Source organism: Streptomyces panaciradicis, from assembly GCF_023516615.1.
Classification (GTDB): domain Bacteria; phylum Actinomycetota; class Actinomycetes; order Streptomycetales; family Streptomycetaceae; genus Streptomyces; species Streptomyces panaciradicis.
This window is the reverse complement of the sequence record NZ_JAMGBF010000232.1, coordinates 1-13431: the sequence shown is the minus strand read 5'-3', so window position 1 is coordinate 13431 and position 13431 is coordinate 1. Positions and strand designations below refer to the sequence as shown.

13 protein-coding genes and 1 pseudogene are annotated in these 13431 nt (G+C 72.4%); 5 read left to right on the top strand and 9 right to left on the bottom strand.

The genetic code is table 11. The features are described from left to right. Positions 1-98 precede the first annotated feature (98 nt). Positions 99-1082: a threo-3-hydroxy-L-aspartate ammonia-lyase gene (locus tag M8J74_RS42220; RefSeq protein WP_249841471.1), complete on the top strand. Its 984-nt coding sequence runs from the start codon at positions 99-101 to the stop codon at positions 1080-1082. Here the strand turns inward: M8J74_RS42220 and M8J74_RS42215 are convergent. Then, positions 1077-1472: a nuclear transport factor 2 family protein gene (locus M8J74_RS42215; RefSeq protein ID WP_249841470.1), complete on the bottom strand. Its 396-nt coding sequence runs from the start codon at positions 1470-1472 to the stop codon at positions 1077-1079. The genes M8J74_RS42220 and M8J74_RS42215 overlap by 6 nt on opposite strands. 132 nt (positions 1473-1604) lie before the next feature. Here M8J74_RS42215 and M8J74_RS42210 point away from each other — a divergent pair, with 132 nt between their 5' ends. Beyond that, positions 1605-1967 carry a cupin domain-containing protein gene (locus M8J74_RS42210; RefSeq protein WP_058927995.1) on the top strand — a complete coding sequence of 121 codons (363 nt, stop codon included), beginning with the start codon at positions 1605-1607 and terminating at the stop codon, positions 1965-1967. 27 nt (positions 1968-1994) lie between these two features. Here M8J74_RS42210 and M8J74_RS42205 read toward each other — a convergent pair whose 3' ends face one another. Further along, positions 1995-3350 carry a vWA domain-containing protein gene (locus tag M8J74_RS42205; RefSeq protein WP_249841469.1) on the bottom strand — a complete coding sequence of 452 codons (1356 nt, stop codon included), beginning with the start codon at positions 3348-3350 and terminating at the stop codon, positions 1995-1997. Continuing rightward, entirely contained in the window at positions 3347-4204 is an 858-nt protein-coding gene (locus tag M8J74_RS42200; RefSeq protein WP_249841472.1) for an AAA family ATPase, read from the bottom strand. The genes M8J74_RS42205 and M8J74_RS42200 overlap by 4 nt, the downstream gene beginning before the upstream one ends. A gap of 173 nt (positions 4205-4377) precedes the next feature. On the opposite strand from M8J74_RS42200, the gene M8J74_RS42195 reads away from it, so the two are divergent. The 3 genes from M8J74_RS42195 to M8J74_RS42185 all read left to right on the top strand — a co-directional run bounded on the left by M8J74_RS42195 (position 4378) and on the right by M8J74_RS42185 (position 6646). Then, the gene (locus tag M8J74_RS42195) at positions 4378-4950 is read left to right on the top strand and encodes a TetR/AcrR family transcriptional regulator (RefSeq protein WP_249841468.1); all 573 of its coding nucleotides are present in this window, start codon (positions 4378-4380) and stop codon (positions 4948-4950) included. Positions 4951-4990: 40 nt separating this feature from the next. Then, positions 4991-5569, top strand: coding sequence for a hypothetical protein (locus tag M8J74_RS42190; RefSeq protein WP_249841467.1), 579 nt, complete (start codon positions 4991-4993; stop codon positions 5567-5569). 108 nt (positions 5570-5677) lie between these two features. After that, entirely contained in the window at positions 5678-6646 is a 969-nt protein-coding gene (locus M8J74_RS42185; RefSeq protein WP_249841466.1) for a hypothetical protein, read from the top strand. A 19-nt stretch (positions 6647-6665) separates the two neighbouring features. Here M8J74_RS42185 and M8J74_RS42180 read toward each other — a convergent pair whose 3' ends face one another. The 6 genes and pseudogenes from M8J74_RS42180 to M8J74_RS42155 all read right to left on the bottom strand — a co-directional run. Beyond that, the gene (locus tag M8J74_RS42180) at positions 6666-7328 is read right to left on the bottom strand and encodes a LutC/YkgG family protein (protein WP_249841465.1); all 663 of its coding nucleotides are present in this window, start codon (positions 7326-7328) and stop codon (positions 6666-6668) included. After that, positions 7325-8803 carry a LutB/LldF family L-lactate oxidation iron-sulfur protein gene (locus M8J74_RS42175; protein ID WP_249841464.1) on the bottom strand — a complete coding sequence of 493 codons (1479 nt, stop codon included), beginning with the start codon at positions 8801-8803 and terminating at the stop codon, positions 7325-7327. The genes M8J74_RS42180 and M8J74_RS42175 overlap by 4 nt, the downstream gene beginning before the upstream one ends. Beyond that, a complete protein-coding gene (locus tag M8J74_RS42170; RefSeq protein WP_249841463.1) occupies positions 8800-9555 on the bottom strand; it encodes a (Fe-S)-binding protein in 756 nt (251 codons plus the stop codon). The genes M8J74_RS42175 and M8J74_RS42170 overlap by 4 nt, the downstream gene beginning before the upstream one ends. 73 nt (positions 9556-9628) lie before the next feature. Continuing rightward, positions 9629-11077, bottom strand: a complete 1449-nt coding sequence (locus M8J74_RS42165; protein ID WP_249841462.1) for a rhamnulokinase — start codon at positions 11075-11077, stop codon at positions 9629-9631. Then, positions 11074-13113 (bottom strand): bifunctional aldolase/short-chain dehydrogenase, encoded by a 2040-nt coding sequence (locus M8J74_RS42160; protein ID WP_249841461.1) that lies wholly within the window; start codon positions 13111-13113, stop codon positions 11074-11076. Before M8J74_RS42160 ends, M8J74_RS42165 begins: the two co-directional genes overlap by 4 nt. A 54-nt stretch (positions 13114-13167) precedes the next feature. After that, a pseudogene (locus M8J74_RS42155) lies at positions 13168-13431 on the bottom strand (L-rhamnose isomerase); the annotation flags it as partial.

Below are 13431 nucleotides of genomic sequence, written 5' to 3'. Positions count from 1 at the left end.
CCGGCGAGCGCCGCAGCCGCTGCCCCGGCGGGCAACCCGGCCGTCACCCCGGCGGCCCCCGCCGCGGCCACCGACCCGACCCCCGCTGGAGGACACGCGTGACGACCAACACCCCGCCCGTGACCCTGGACGACGTCCGTGATGCCGCCGACCGGCTCAAGGGTGTCGCGCACCGCACCCCGGTCCTGCGCTCGCGCACCCTGGACGCCCTCGTCGGCGCCGAGGTCTTCCTCAAGTGCGAGAACTTCCAGCGCGTGGGCGCCTTCAAGTTCCGCGGCGCCTACAACGCCGCCTCCCGGCTCACCCCCGAGCAACTGGCCAAGGGCATCGCCGCCTACTCCTCCGGCAACCACGCCCAGGCCGTCGCCCTGGCCGCCCGCGAACTGGGCAGCACGGCCGTCATCGTGATGCCCGAGGACGCCCCGCACTCCAAGCGCCGGGCCACCGAGGGCTACGGCGCCGAGATCGTCACCTACGACCGCTACACCGAGGACCGCGAGGCCGTCGCCCGGGCCCTCGCCGACGAACGAGGACTCGTCCTCATCCCGCCCTACGAGCACCCGCACGTCATGGCGGGCCAGGGCACCGCCGCACTCGAACTCCTCGAAGAGGTCGGCGAGTTGGACGCGCTGATGGCGCCCGTCGGAGGTGGCGGCCTGATCGCCGGGTCCGCGACGGCCGCCAAGGGACTGCACCCCGGGATAAGGGTGCTCGGCATCGAACCGGAGGCCGGGGACGACACCAAGCGGTCCCTGGAGGCGGGCCGGCGCGTCAGCGTCCCGGTGCCGCGAACCATTGCCGACGGCCAGGCCCTGACCACGCCCGGCGAGCTGACCTTCTCCGTGAACCGGCGGCTCGTGGACGCGATCGCCCTGGTCTCGGACGACGAGATCCGGGCCGCGATGCGCTTCGCGTTCGAGCGGCTGAAGATCGTCGTCGAGCCGAGCGGCGCCACTCCGCTGGCCGCGCTGCTCGCGGGGCGTGCGGGCCCCCTGCCGCGCCGGGTCGGTGTCATCGTCTCCGGCGGCAATGTGGACGCGGATCGTTTCGCCCGGCTGTGCGGCCCGGCGAAGGACTCATGACCAGAAGTCGTTCATGCTGTCGAGGTTCTCGACGCACTCGTCGAGATCGGTCGCCTTGTCCCCGACGATCCGGAAGATGATGCAGCCGTCCTCGTCCATGCGCTTGTTCCCGCGCTGCGCGCTGACGTGCTGCATCGCGACGGCATGGCCGCGGCCGTCCACCAGGACACCGCGCAGCTCGACCTTGAAGGTTCCGGCCGTCTCCTCGAAGAGCCGTCGGTAGTAGTCGAGGATCGCGTCGATCCCCTTGCAGTCGCCGGACAGCGGATGACTGCCGGGCACGTGCTGCGTGGCGTCGCTCGTGATCAGCGAGCGCAGGGCGTCCATATCGCCGCGTGAGAAGGCCTCGTAGCCTTTGCGGACGAGTTGTGCGTGGGGATGTTCAGCCACGGTGATCGCCACCTTTCCGGTCGTTCGGCGATTGCGGCCTCACGCGCCATTCTGCGCTCACCCGAATGGCGGTGTCGACCGGGCGGGCGGACGATGGTGTGGTGGACGGGGCTCGCAATGGAGGGAGCCGTCATGATCGAGATCAAGGCTGTCGAGAAGCCCGACGAGCGCCGTGACTTCCCGCGTGGACACCTGGAAGCGGTCCATCTGACCGGGCTCGACTTCGCCGTGGGAACGTTCGAGCCGGGCTGGCGCTGGTCGGAGTCCGTGGGGCCCATCGCCGGGACGAAGAGCTGCGAGGTCCATCACAACGGGTACTGCGTCCAGGGACGCATGCGCGTCCGGATGGACGACGGCGCCGAGCAGGAGGTCGGACCGGGCGACGTGTTCGTGCTCCCCCCGGGACACGACGCGTGGGTGGTCGGCGAAGAGCCGTGCGTGGTCTACGACTTCGCCGGCCAGATGGCGACGGACTACGCCAAGACGCAGGGGTAGCCACGCCGAGGCGCGGGGGCGGCGCGGTCAGACCGGCAGCAGCCGGGAGATCAACGCGCCGAGCTGGCGGGCGTTGCGGCACTCGTACATGTCCACCAGCTCGGCGTAATCGGGTGCCGCGGAGTCGCCGGTGCCCCACTGCGCGCGCGGCTCGGGGTTCAACCAGTAGACACGGCGGGCCCGTTCGGTGATCCGCCGGACGGCGGCCAGGTTCGGGTCGCTCATGTTCGTGCGCGCGTCACCGAGCACGAACAGCGTCGTACGCGGGCCGACGGCGTCGCCGTGGCGCTCGGCGAACTCGCCCAGGGCCACGCCGTAGTCGCTGCTGCCGTGCCAGCCCGTGAGGGTCGCCTCCGCGCGGATCCGGGCGCCGAGCCCCTCCGGGTCGGCCGCGCCGTGTTCCATGAGGCCGGTGACCTCGTCGATGCGGTTGACGAAGGCGAACACGCGCACCTTGCTGAACTGGTCGTGCAGGGCCTGCACCAGCAGCATCGTGAAGTCGGAGAACCCGGACACCGAGCCCGACACGTCGCACAGCAGCACCAGTTCGGGGCGGAAGGGACGGCGCCGGCGCAGCACCGGCTTCATCGGCACCCCGCCCGTCGACAGCGAGCCGCGCAGGGTCCGCCGCAGGTCGATGCTGCCGCGGGCCGCACGGCGCCGACGGGCCGCGAGCCGGGTGGCGAGCTTGCGGGCGAGCGGCTGAACGGTCCTGCGCAGCTCGGCCAGTTGGAGCTTGCCCGCGTACAGGAAGTCGACGCGGTCGGGGGTCGTGGCGACCGCGCGCCGGGCCAGCTCGTCCCGGTCGCGCCGCTCGGCGACCCGGCGCCGCGCCTCGACGGCCACCATCGAGCGGAACACCTCGATGCGCCGCCGGATCTCGTCCTCCAGCAGCCGGTCGGTGAACCCCGACGCGCCGTCCCGGGCCCGGACACTCTCGCGGACGCGGGCCAGCAGCGTCTGCGGCCGCAGCCGCTCCAGCGCCTGGTACGACGACCAGCCCTGCCCCTCGGGCGAGTTGCCGTATCCGCCGAAGCCGTCGACCGCCTCCGCCGCCAACCGCCCCAGCAGCGCGCGGTCGTCGGCCGCGAGGGCCGCCGCGAGCCGGTCGCGCAGATCGTCCCGGCCGGCGGGCTCGCCGTCGGGAGCGCCGATGCCGCGCGGGAAGTACAGGTCGAAGACCGGGTCGAACACCAGCCGTTGGGCCGGGCCGTGCAGCAGCGTCGCGGCGAGCCCCTCGCGCAGCAGCTCGCGGTCAGCCAGCCCCAGCGCCGCCACCGCCTGGGCCGCGTCCACGGTCTCACCCGTGCCGATCCGCATGCCGTGCGCGCGCAGCGCCCCGACCAGCGAGGTGAGCCGCTCGGCGACGCCGGGCGCGGTCACACCGCGTCCAGGTCGAGCTTGGCCGTCGCCTTCAGCACGTCGTCGTGGTGCTTGAGGAGCACTCCCAGGCTGTCGCGTACGACGGTCTCGTCCAGGGTGTCCGCGCCGAGGGCGATAAGGGTGCGCGCCCAGTCGATCGTCTCGGCGACCGAGGGGACCTTGCGCAGATCCATCGCCCGCAGCGCACCGACCACCCGGACCACCGACGCGGCCAGCGCCTCGTCCAGCTCCGGCACCTTCAGCCGGACGATCCGCCGCTCCAGCTCCTCGTCCGGGAAGCCGATGTGGAGGAAGAGACAGCGGCGGCGCAGGGCCTCGGACAGCTCGCGGCTGGCGTTGGAGGTGAGGACGACGAAGGGGCGGCGGGTCGCGGCGATCGTGCCGAGCTCGGGGACCGTCACCTGGAAGTCGCTGAGGACCTCCAGCAGCAGGCCCTCCACCTCGACGTCCGCCTTGTCCGTCTCGTCGATCAGCAGCACCTTGGGATCGTCGCCGCGGATGGCCGTGAGCAGCGGGCGCGTCAGCAGGAACTCCTCGCTGAAGATGTCCGTGCGCGTCTCGTCCCATGTCTCGTCGCGGCCGGCGCTGATGCGCAGCAGCTGCTTGGCGTGGTTCCACTCGTACAGCGCGCGCGACTCGTCGACGCCCTCGTAGCACTGCAGCCGGACCAGCCGGGCCTGGGCCACCTCCGCGACGGCCTTCGCGAGCTCTGTCTTGCCGACTCCGGCGGGGCCCTCCACCAGCAGGGGCTTGCCGAGCCGGTCGGCGAGGAAGACGGTCGTGGCGACCGCGGGCGAGGCGAGGTAGCCGGTGGCGGCGAGACGTGCGGAGACGTCGTCGACGGACGTGAACAACGGGGCCTCCTGGTGGGCGGCGATGCCGGGCCTACTATCTAAGCGCTTGTTCAGCGCTTCTGTCACGGGGTGTCCGCCGCACGGCCGGCGTCCCCGCCCGTCGCATGGCCGGCGCCCCGCCCGGTAGACCGATCGGTTTCCTCGCTGAGGGGCGCGGAGGTAACCTCGCGGGTATGGCCACGACAGAAAAGGCGTCCACCAGGGACCGGCTGCTCGACGCGGCCGCCGAGCTCTTCTACCGCGACGGCGTCTCCATCGGCGTGGAGGCGCTGTGCCGGACGGCCGGCGTCTCGAAGCGGTCGATGTACCAGCTGTTCGACAGCAAGGACGAGGTCCTCGCGGCCAGCCTGGAGCGCCGCGCCCCCGGCTACGCGGCCCAGCTCATGCCCGGCCCCGAGGACGCCGGCACCCCGCGCGAACGCATCCTGTACGTCTTCGAGCAGGTGGAGAAGGCCTCGGTCGGACCCGGGTACCAGGGCTGCCCCTTCCTTGCCGCGCTCGTCGAGCTGAAGGACCCCGAGCACCCGGCGAGCCGGGTGGCCGCCACCGCCAAGCAGCGGCTCCTGGACGCCTTCCGCACCCAGGCGGAGCTCGGCGGAGCCCGCGACCCCGAGCTCCTCGCCCGCCAGCTGATGCTGGTCTTCGACGGGGCCAGCGCCCGCGCCGGCGCCCGCATCGAGACGCTGGACGGCCTGGCCACCGCCACGGCGAGCACCCTCCTGGACGCGGCGGGCCTGCCCGAGTGACCCAGGGCTGATTGTCAGTGCCGCCCGGTACGTTGCGGGCATGGGGATCTACCTGGTGAGTGTCGACGCGGGGGAGTGGTTCGGTGACGACGATGAGGAGGGCGGCAAGGGCGCGGTCGCGGCCGGCCTCGACGCGGAGCTGAAGCGGCGCGGCCTGCCGCCGTACGAGCCCGCTCCCGGCAGGGGCGCGGCCTCCTGGTTCGAGGAGAAGCTCAGCCCGTCCATGACGGGGTTCGCCGAGGTGTGCCGAGCACATCTGACGCCGCAGGAACAACGCGTGCTCGGCGACTGGTCGGTCCTGGTGCCGGTGTCGCTGGAGGAGCCGATAGAGCTGCCGATCGGCTCCGCCTACACGGACACGACGCTGATAGCGGGCGCCCCGCAGGTGCTGGCCCTCGCCGAGCGGCTGGCCGCGGTCATCGGACTGCCCGCCGAGGTGCCGGACGCCTCGGAGAACCTCGCCCTGACGTTCTGGTTCCTCGAAGGGGAGGCGGAGGAGCTGGCCGCCACCCGCCCCGGGCTGTGGAGCGAGGACCTGGACACGGCCTTCTACGTGGCGGTGTACCTGCGGGCCGCCCAGTTCTCGCTGCGGTACGGCTGCCCCATGACCTACTGCTGACCGCACAGGCCTGGGGGGAAGAGGACGTCACGGCTCCCTGACGAAGGTGACCGTACTGGTGCGGCGCGCCGGGTTTCCCTCGGCGCCCGGGATCGGTACACCCGGTACATGGGGGACAAGAACGGGGGGCTCCGCCGCTGGCGGACCCGGTACAGAGAAGTACTGGACGGCGCCGAGGCGGAGGCCAGGCCCAAAGGGCTCAGGGAACTGGTGCAGCCGGTCGACGAGGTGGCCTACAAGCTGTTCCGCGAGACCTATCCGGAACAGCACCTGCATCTCCAGGTCGCCCTGGGCGCCGCGCAGCGCACCTTCGACCGCCGGACCCGGACCAGCGTCCAGAACGCCCTGCGGTGCGTCGTGCGGACGGTCCTGGACGACCCGCGGCTCGGCGACCGGCCCGACCGGTATCTGGCGGCCTATCTCGACCAGGAGGTCGCCGAGATACGCGGCTGGCTGCGGCAGGACAGCGTGACGGCCGTCAGCCGGGGACTGAACATCGGCCTGGCCATGGGCGCCGTCGCGGGCATGGCGCTGCTCGCCGTCCCGGTCCTGTGGGGTGTGCCGGTCCTGCGCGTCCTGGGCGTCACCCTCGACTGCGCCAACCGCTGGAGCCTGCTGGGCGCCTTCGTCGCCGGTGGCCTGGGGGCCCTCGGCGCCGTCCTGAGCGTCCTGGTCCGGCTGCGGCTCAGCGTCGAGCAGCTGGCGTCCCGGCAGACCGTCGGCAAGGAGCGCACCATCCCGCCGGGCAGGCAACTCGCCCGCAGCCTGCGGCACGAGGGCGTCTACCGGGTCTTCGTCGGCTGGATCCTCGCCCTGGCGGTCTACTTCCTGCTCAGCGGCGGACTGGTCCCCGTCTTCGAACTGCCCGCCACCACCGCCCAGATCTGCCCCGCGCCGGGGCACGCCGGGTCCGCCGCCAAGGGCACCGACTTCTGGGTCTTCTGGTGCGCGGTCGGATTCGTGTCCGGCTTCAACGAGCGCTGGGCCTTCGGCATCCTGGGCCGCGACGCGACGCACAGGAACACCAAGGGCGGTGCCTCGCAGGAAACCGCACATTCGAGCCCGTCCGGCGATTGAGGACGACGCCCGCGTGCGCTCAGCCCCGTCCCTCCGAGGAGTCGCTCACCAGAATCACCTCCAGGGTGCGCGGACCGTGCACCCCCTCCACCCGGTCCAGCTCGATGTCACTCGTGGCCGACGGCCCGGAGATCCACGTCAACGGGCGCGCCGGATCGAGCCGTTCGAGGGCCTGCGGCACGGACGAGACGACCTGCTCCGGGACCCGTACGACGCAGATGTGGTGGTCGGGGACGAGGGTGATACGGCGACGGCCCTGGTCCGGGCTGCCGTCGAGCACGATCGTGCCGGTCTCGGCGACGGCGACGGCGCAGCCGGTGACCACGCTCTCCACCCGGTCCAGCTCGGCCGGGGTGCTCTCGGCCCGATCGTCGGCCCGTCCGGCGTCCGTCCTGCCGAGCCACTCCGCGTCCAGGCCCGACGGCACCAGCACGCTCTTCGAGCCGCGCTCGCTCAGCAACCGGCCGATGACATCGGCGAGTTCCTTCGAGGTGGTGCGGTGCACGATCGCCCGGTAGTCCGCCAGGTTCTCCGCCAGCAGCTCCACCGTCTCCTCGACGCTTCGCGCCCCGTGCTCGCGCAGATAGTCCCGCTGGAGGGCCTGCTCGTACGGCACCTCGTCCGGCGGCACGTCCGCCAGCGCCCGCCGGACCCGGCCCAGAATCCTGTCCCTGCCGCTCACTTGGCACCGCCCTTTCCGCCGCCGGTGCGCTGCCACCAGTCCCGGAACGGTTCCGCCGGCACCGTCGGCAGATCCCGGCTGCCGCTCCACGCCTTGCCGGGCCCGGGGAGCGTGCGTGGATGGAGGCGGCGGGTGCGCGAGGCCATCCGCTGGCCGGTGCGCAGGGCGCCGGGGTGGCTGAAGGCCCAGCGCGCCGCGCGCATGGCGGCCCGCTCGGCGGCATGCCCCTTCGCCGGCTTCAGCACCACCTTGTTGCCCTCCCGGGTGGCCGGTCCGCCCTCGACGATCCGCTCCCTCAGGTGCACCAGCACCTCGGGAATGTCGATGGCGACCGGACACACCTCGTAGCAGGCGCCGCACAGCGACGAGGCGTACGGCAGCGAGGCGTCGATCTCGCTTCCCGTGCCCCGGAGCTGGGGGCTGAGGATGGCGCCGATGGGGCCCGGGTAGACCGAGCCGTAGGCGTGACCGCCCGCCCGTTCGTACACCGGGCAGACGTTGAGGCAGGCCGAGCAGCGGATGCAGCGCAGCGCCTGCCGGCCGACCTCGTCGGCGAGGGTGTCGGTGCGGCCGTTGTCGAGCAGGACCAGGTGGAAGTTGCGCGGACCGTCCTCGTCCGTCGTGCCCGTCCACATGCTCGTGTACGGGTTCATGCGCTCGGCCGTCGACGAGCGGGGCAGGGTCTGCAGGAACACCTCCAGGTCCCGCCAGGTGGGCAGGATCTTCTCGATGCCCACGACCGAGATCAGGGTCTCCGGCAGGGTCAGGCACATCCGGCCGTTGCCCTCGGACTCCACGACCACCAGCGTCCCGGTCTCGGCGATCATGAAGTTGGCGCCGGAGATGCCGACCTTGGCGCGCAGGAACTTCTCCCGCAGATGGAGGCGGGCCGCCTCGGCGAGTTCGGCGGGCGTGTCGGTGAGGTCCTCGGGGGCCGGGCGGCCCCACTCGCTCATCTCGGAGCGGAAGATGTCGCGGATCTCCCCGCGGTTGCGGTGGATGGCGGGGACGAGGATGTGCGAGGGCCGGTCCTTGCCCAACTGCACGATCAGCTCGGCGAGATCGGTCTCGTAGGCGCGGATGCCCTCGGCCTCCAGCGCCTCGTTGAGCCCGATCTCCTGCGTGGCCATGGACTTGACCTTGACGACCTCCGACTCGCCGGTCGCCTTGACCAGTTCGGCCACGATCCGGTTGGCCTCCCCGGCGTCGGCGGCCCAGTGCACGGTGCCGCCCGCCGCCGTGACCGACTCCTCCAACTGCACCAGATACCGGTCGAGATGACGGAGCGTATGGTCCTTGATCCGCTTGCCCGCCTCCCGCAGGAGCGCCCAGTCCGACACCTCCGCGACGGCCGTGGCCCGCTTGGCGCGGATCGTGTGCGTGGCGTGCCGGAGGTTGCCGCGCAGGGTCTCGTTCCGCACGGCCTCGTGCGCCGCCTTCGGGAAGGCCGGCATCCCCAGATACGTGCCGCTCATACCGCCGGCTCCTCCTCCGTGCTCGCCAGGATCTCCGCGATGTGCACCGGCCGCATGCCGGTGCTCAGCCGCGCCATCGTGCCGCCGATGTGCATCAGGCAGGAGTTGTCGGCCGCGCACAGCACCTCCGCGCCCGTCGAGGCGGCGTTGCGCACCTTGTCGGCGCCCATGGCCGCGGAGACGTCCGCGTTCTTCAGCGCGAAGGTGCCGCCGAAACCGCAGCACTCCTCCGCCCCCGGCAACTCCACCAGCTCCAGGCCCTTCACGGCCCGCAGCAGCCGGCGCGGCCGGTCGCCGAGCCCCAGACCGCGCAGCCCGTGGCAGGTCGGGTGGTAGGTCACCGTGTGCGGGTAGTACGCCCCGACGTCCGTCACCCCCAGCACGTCCACCAGGAACTCCGTCAGCTCGTACGTCTTCGGCACGACCGGCGCCAGCGTGGCCGCGAGGGAGTCCCCGCGGCCCTCGGCCCGCGCCCGCTCACCCATCCGCGGATACAGCTCCCGCACCATCGCCCCGCACGATCCGGACGGCGTGACGATCGCCTCGTACTCCCCGAAGACATCGGAGAAATGCCGGGCCAGCGGCTCCGCCTCATGGCGGTAGCCGGTGTTGTAGTGCGCCTGCCCGCAGCAGGTCTGGGTCATCGGGAAGTCGACCTCGACGCCCAGCCTGGTCAGCAGCTTCACCACGGCGCGCCCGGTGTCCGGATAGAGCGTGTCGTTGACGCAGGTCAGGAACAGGGCGACACGCATCGCGGCTCCTTGTGGTTCGATCATCGGATGAGTGAAGGGTAGACCGGGGTGCGGGGTCCGCGGGAGACCCGGCTCACCCCCCGGTGAGCCGGTCCTGGGCCTCGCGCCAGCGCGCGGTGTCGCCCCGCGGCTCGTAGCGGGTGAGCGGCTGGGTACGGGCGAGCAGGCGCCGCCCGCTCGCCAGGTCGCCCACCAGCCCGTGCGCCCGGGCCTGGACCAGGACGTTGCCGAAGGCGGCCGCCTCGGTCGGGCCCGCCACCACGGGCAGCCCGCACGCGTCGGCGGTCAGCTGGCACAGCAGGGCGTTGCGGGTCCCGCCGCCCACCACGTGCACGACGTCCACGGGATGGCCGGCCAGCCGCTGGGCGTCCTCGACGGCCCTGCGGTGCGCGAGGGCGAGCGAGTCGAGGATGCAGCGCGTGATCTCCGCGGGCGTCCCGGGCACCGGCTGTCCGGAGGCGCGGCACGCGTCGGCGATCCGCTCCGGCATCCGGCCGGGCGCCAGGAACGCCGCGTCACCCGCGTCCACCACCGACCGCAGCGCCGGCACCTTCGCCGCCGCCGGCAGCAGGGTGCTCAACTCCGGCTCGCCCCAGGCCCGCAGGCACTCCTGGAGCAGCCACAGCCCCATGATGTTGCGCAGGTAGCGGACCGTGCCGTCCAGCCCCAGCTCGTTGGTGAAGTTGGCGGTCCGGCTCTCCTCGCTCAGCACCGGCGCGTCCAGCTCCAGACCCGCCAGCGACCAGGTCCCGGTGCAGATGTACGCGAACCGCTCGCCGTCGGCCGGCACGGCGGCCACGGCGGACGCCGTGTCGTGCGACCCGACCGCCGTCACCGGCACCGGCCCGCGCAGCCCCGTCTCCTCCAGCACCTCCGGCCGCAGCACCCCCGCCGGATCGCCCGGCTGCCGCAGCGGCGCGAACAGACCGAGGTCGACGCCCAGCCGGGAGGCGATCTCGTGCGACCACGTGCGGGTGCGCGGGTCGATCAGCTGCGTCGTCGAGGCGTTGGTCAGCTCGGTGCCCTGCTCGCCCGTCAGCCAGTAAGAGAGCAGATCGGGGATCAGCAACAGCCGCTGAGCAGCGCGCAGTTGGGCTGAATCACGGGCGGCGACCAACTGGTACAGCGTGTTGAAGGGCGCGTACTGCAGGCCGGTCGCCGCGTACAGCTCCCCGGCCGGAACGGTCGCCCACACCTTCTCCGCGACGCCCTCGGTGCGGGAGTCCCGGTAGTGCACGGGGTTGCCGAGCAGCGCACCGTCGGCGTCGAGCAGCCCGTAGTCCACCGCCCAGCTGTCGACCCCGACCGAGTCGACCTGCCCGGCCGCCCGCAGCCCGTCCAGCACACCTCGGTACAGGGCGAGGACGTCCCAGCGCAGGCCCTCCGGAACGCGCACCGGCCGGTTCGCGAACCGGTGCGCCTCGGTGAGCTCCAGGCTGTCGGGGCCGACGCGGCCGACCATGACACGTCCGCTGGACGCGCCGAGGTCGACCGCGGCGTACGACTTCACGAGGGCGCTCACCGCAGGAAGGCGGCCGCGACGCCGGCGTCGACCGGGACGTGCAGCCCGGTGGTGTGCGTCAACTCCCCGCCGGTCAGGGCGAACACGGCGTTGGCCACATGCTCCGGCAGCACCTCGCGCTTGAGGATGGTCCGCTGCGCGTAGTACTCGCCCAGCTTCTCCTCCGGCACCCCGTACACGGCCGCACGCTGCGCGCCCCAGCCGCCCGCGAAGATCCCGGAACCGCGCACCACACCGTCCGGGTTGACCCCGTTGACACGGATGCCGTGCTCACCCAACTCGGCCGCGAGCAGACGTACTTGATGGGCCTGGTCGGCCTTGGTGGCGGAGTAGGCGATGTTGTTGGGGCCGGCGAACACGGCGTTCTTGGAGGCGATGTAGACGATGTCGCCGCCCAGTTCCTGCGCGGTCATCACCCGGGCCGCCTCCCGCGAGACCAGGAAGGAACCGCGGGCCATGATGTCGTGCTGCAGGTCCCAGTCCTTCGCCGAGGTCTCCAGCAGCGGCTTGGAGATGGAGATACCGGCGTTGTTGACCACCAGGTCGACGCCGCCGAAGGCGAGGACGGCCGCCTTGAACGCCTCGGCGATCTGCTCCTCGGACGTCACGTCGACGCCCACGGCGACGGCCTTGTCCGGCCCGCCCAACTCCTGCGCCACCTGGGCGGCGTTGTCCTCGTTCAGGTCCGCGACGACCACACAGGCACCCTCGGCGACCAGCCGCTGTGCGATCGCCTTCCCGATGCCGCTGCCCGCACCCGTCACCAGCGCCACCCGCGTCGCCAGCGGTTTCGGCGCGGGCATCCGCCGGAGCTTGGCCTCCTCCAGCGCCCAGTACTCGATGCGGAACTTCTCCGACTCCTCGATCGGCGCGTACGTCGACACGGCCTCGGCACCGCGCATCACGTTGATGGCGTTGACGTAGAACTCGCCCGCCACCCGGGCCGTCTGCTTGTCCTTGCCGAAGGAGAACATGCCGACACCCGGTACCAGCACGATCGCCGGGTCCGCGCCGCGCATGGCGGGGGAGTCGGGCAGGGCGTGCCGCCGGTAGTAGGCCGCGTACTCCTCGCGGTACTCGGCGTGCAGTTCCTTCAGCCGGGCGACGGCCTCCTCCAGCGGGGCGCCCGGCGGCACGTCGAGGACGAGCGGGCGCACCTTGGTCCGCAGGAAGTGGTCCGGGCAGGAGGTGCCGAGCGCGGCCAGCCGCGGGTGCTCGGCGCGCGCCAGGAACTCCAGCACGGCCGCGGAGTCGTCGAAGTGCCCGACCTGCGGCCTGTCCTGGGAGGCGATGGCTCGCACGTACGGTGCGAGGGCGGCCGCCCGCTCACGACGCTCGGCGGGCTCCAGCGCCGCGTACCCGTCGAGCACCTGTCCGAAGGGGTCGGCCTTGCCCTTCTCCGCGAGGAACGCCTCGGCGGTCCGGATGATGTGCAGCGAGTTGCGCTCGCACTCCTCCGAGGTGTCGCCCCACGCGGTGATCCCGTGGCCGCCCAGGACGCAGCCGATGGCCTGCGGGTTGGCCTCCTTGACCGCGGCGATGTCCAGCCCCAGCTGGAAACCGGGCCGCCGCCACGGCACCCACACCACCGTGTCGCCGAAGCACTCGGCGGTCAGCTTCTCCCCGTCGGCGGCGCAGGCGAGCGCGATCCCGGAGTCGGGGTGCAGATGGTCGACGTGCGCGGCCTCCACGAGCCCGTGCATGGCCGTGTCGATGGACGGGGCGGCACCGCCCTTGCCGTGCAGGCAGTAGTCGAACGCGGCGACCATCTCGTCCTCGCGCTCCACGCCCGGGTAGACGCCCTTCAGCGCCCGCAGCCGGTCCAGCCGCAGGACGGCCAGTCCGGCCTCGGTGAGCGTGCCGAGGTCGCCACCGGACCCCTTGACCCACATCAGCTCGACGTCACCGCCGGTCACGGGGTCGGTGTCGGTGCCCTTGGCGGAGGCGTTGCCGCCGGCGTAGTTCGTGTTGCGGGGATCGGAGCCGAGCCGATGGGAGCGGGCCAGGAGGGCGGCGGCTTCGGGGTGCGGTGCCATGAGCGGGTCTCTTCCTTGCGTCGTCGGGTCGGTGCGGGTGTACGCGAGGCGGGGTCAGGCGCCCCAGCCGGCTTGGGTGCCGCCGACACGCTCGGCGGTGATGCGCTGCTGCCATCCGGAGCGGTGGTAGGCGGCGATGGGGTCGGGGTCGAGGCCCATCTCGGTGCGGACGTCGGCGAGGAGGGGGCGGACGTCGGTGTTGTAGGCGTCCATGAGGACGGCGTTGGCGGCCAGGACATCGCCTTCGCGTTGGGCTACTGCCAGGGCGTCGCGGTCGACGAGGAGTGCTTTCGCGGTGGCTTCCTGGACGTTCATCAC

Excerpts from the sequence above, each read along its gene's own strand:
- M8J74_RS42190 (WP_249841467.1), top strand. The coding sequence starts at position 4,991 with ATGGGGATCTACCTGGTGAGTGTCGACGCGGGGGAGTGGTTCGGTGAC.
- M8J74_RS42210 (WP_058927995.1), top strand. The coding sequence starts at position 1,605 with ATGATCGAGATCAAGGCTGTCGAGAAGCCCGACGAGCGCCGTGACTTC.
- M8J74_RS42185 (WP_249841466.1), top strand. The coding sequence starts at position 5,678 with ATGGGGGACAAGAACGGGGGGCTCCGCCGCTGGCGGACCCGGTACAGA.
- M8J74_RS42160 (WP_249841461.1), bottom strand. The coding sequence starts at position 13,113 with ATGGCACCGCACCCCGAAGCCGCCGCCCTCCTGGCCCGCTCCCATCGG.
- M8J74_RS42170 (WP_249841463.1), bottom strand. The coding sequence starts at position 9,555 with ATGCGTGTCGCCCTGTTCCTGACCTGCGTCAACGACACGCTCTATCCG.
- M8J74_RS42175 (WP_249841464.1), bottom strand. The coding sequence starts at position 8,803 with ATGAGCGGCACGTATCTGGGGATGCCGGCCTTCCCGAAGGCGGCGCAC.
- M8J74_RS42195 (WP_249841468.1), top strand. The coding sequence starts at position 4,378 with ATGGCCACGACAGAAAAGGCGTCCACCAGGGACCGGCTGCTCGACGCG.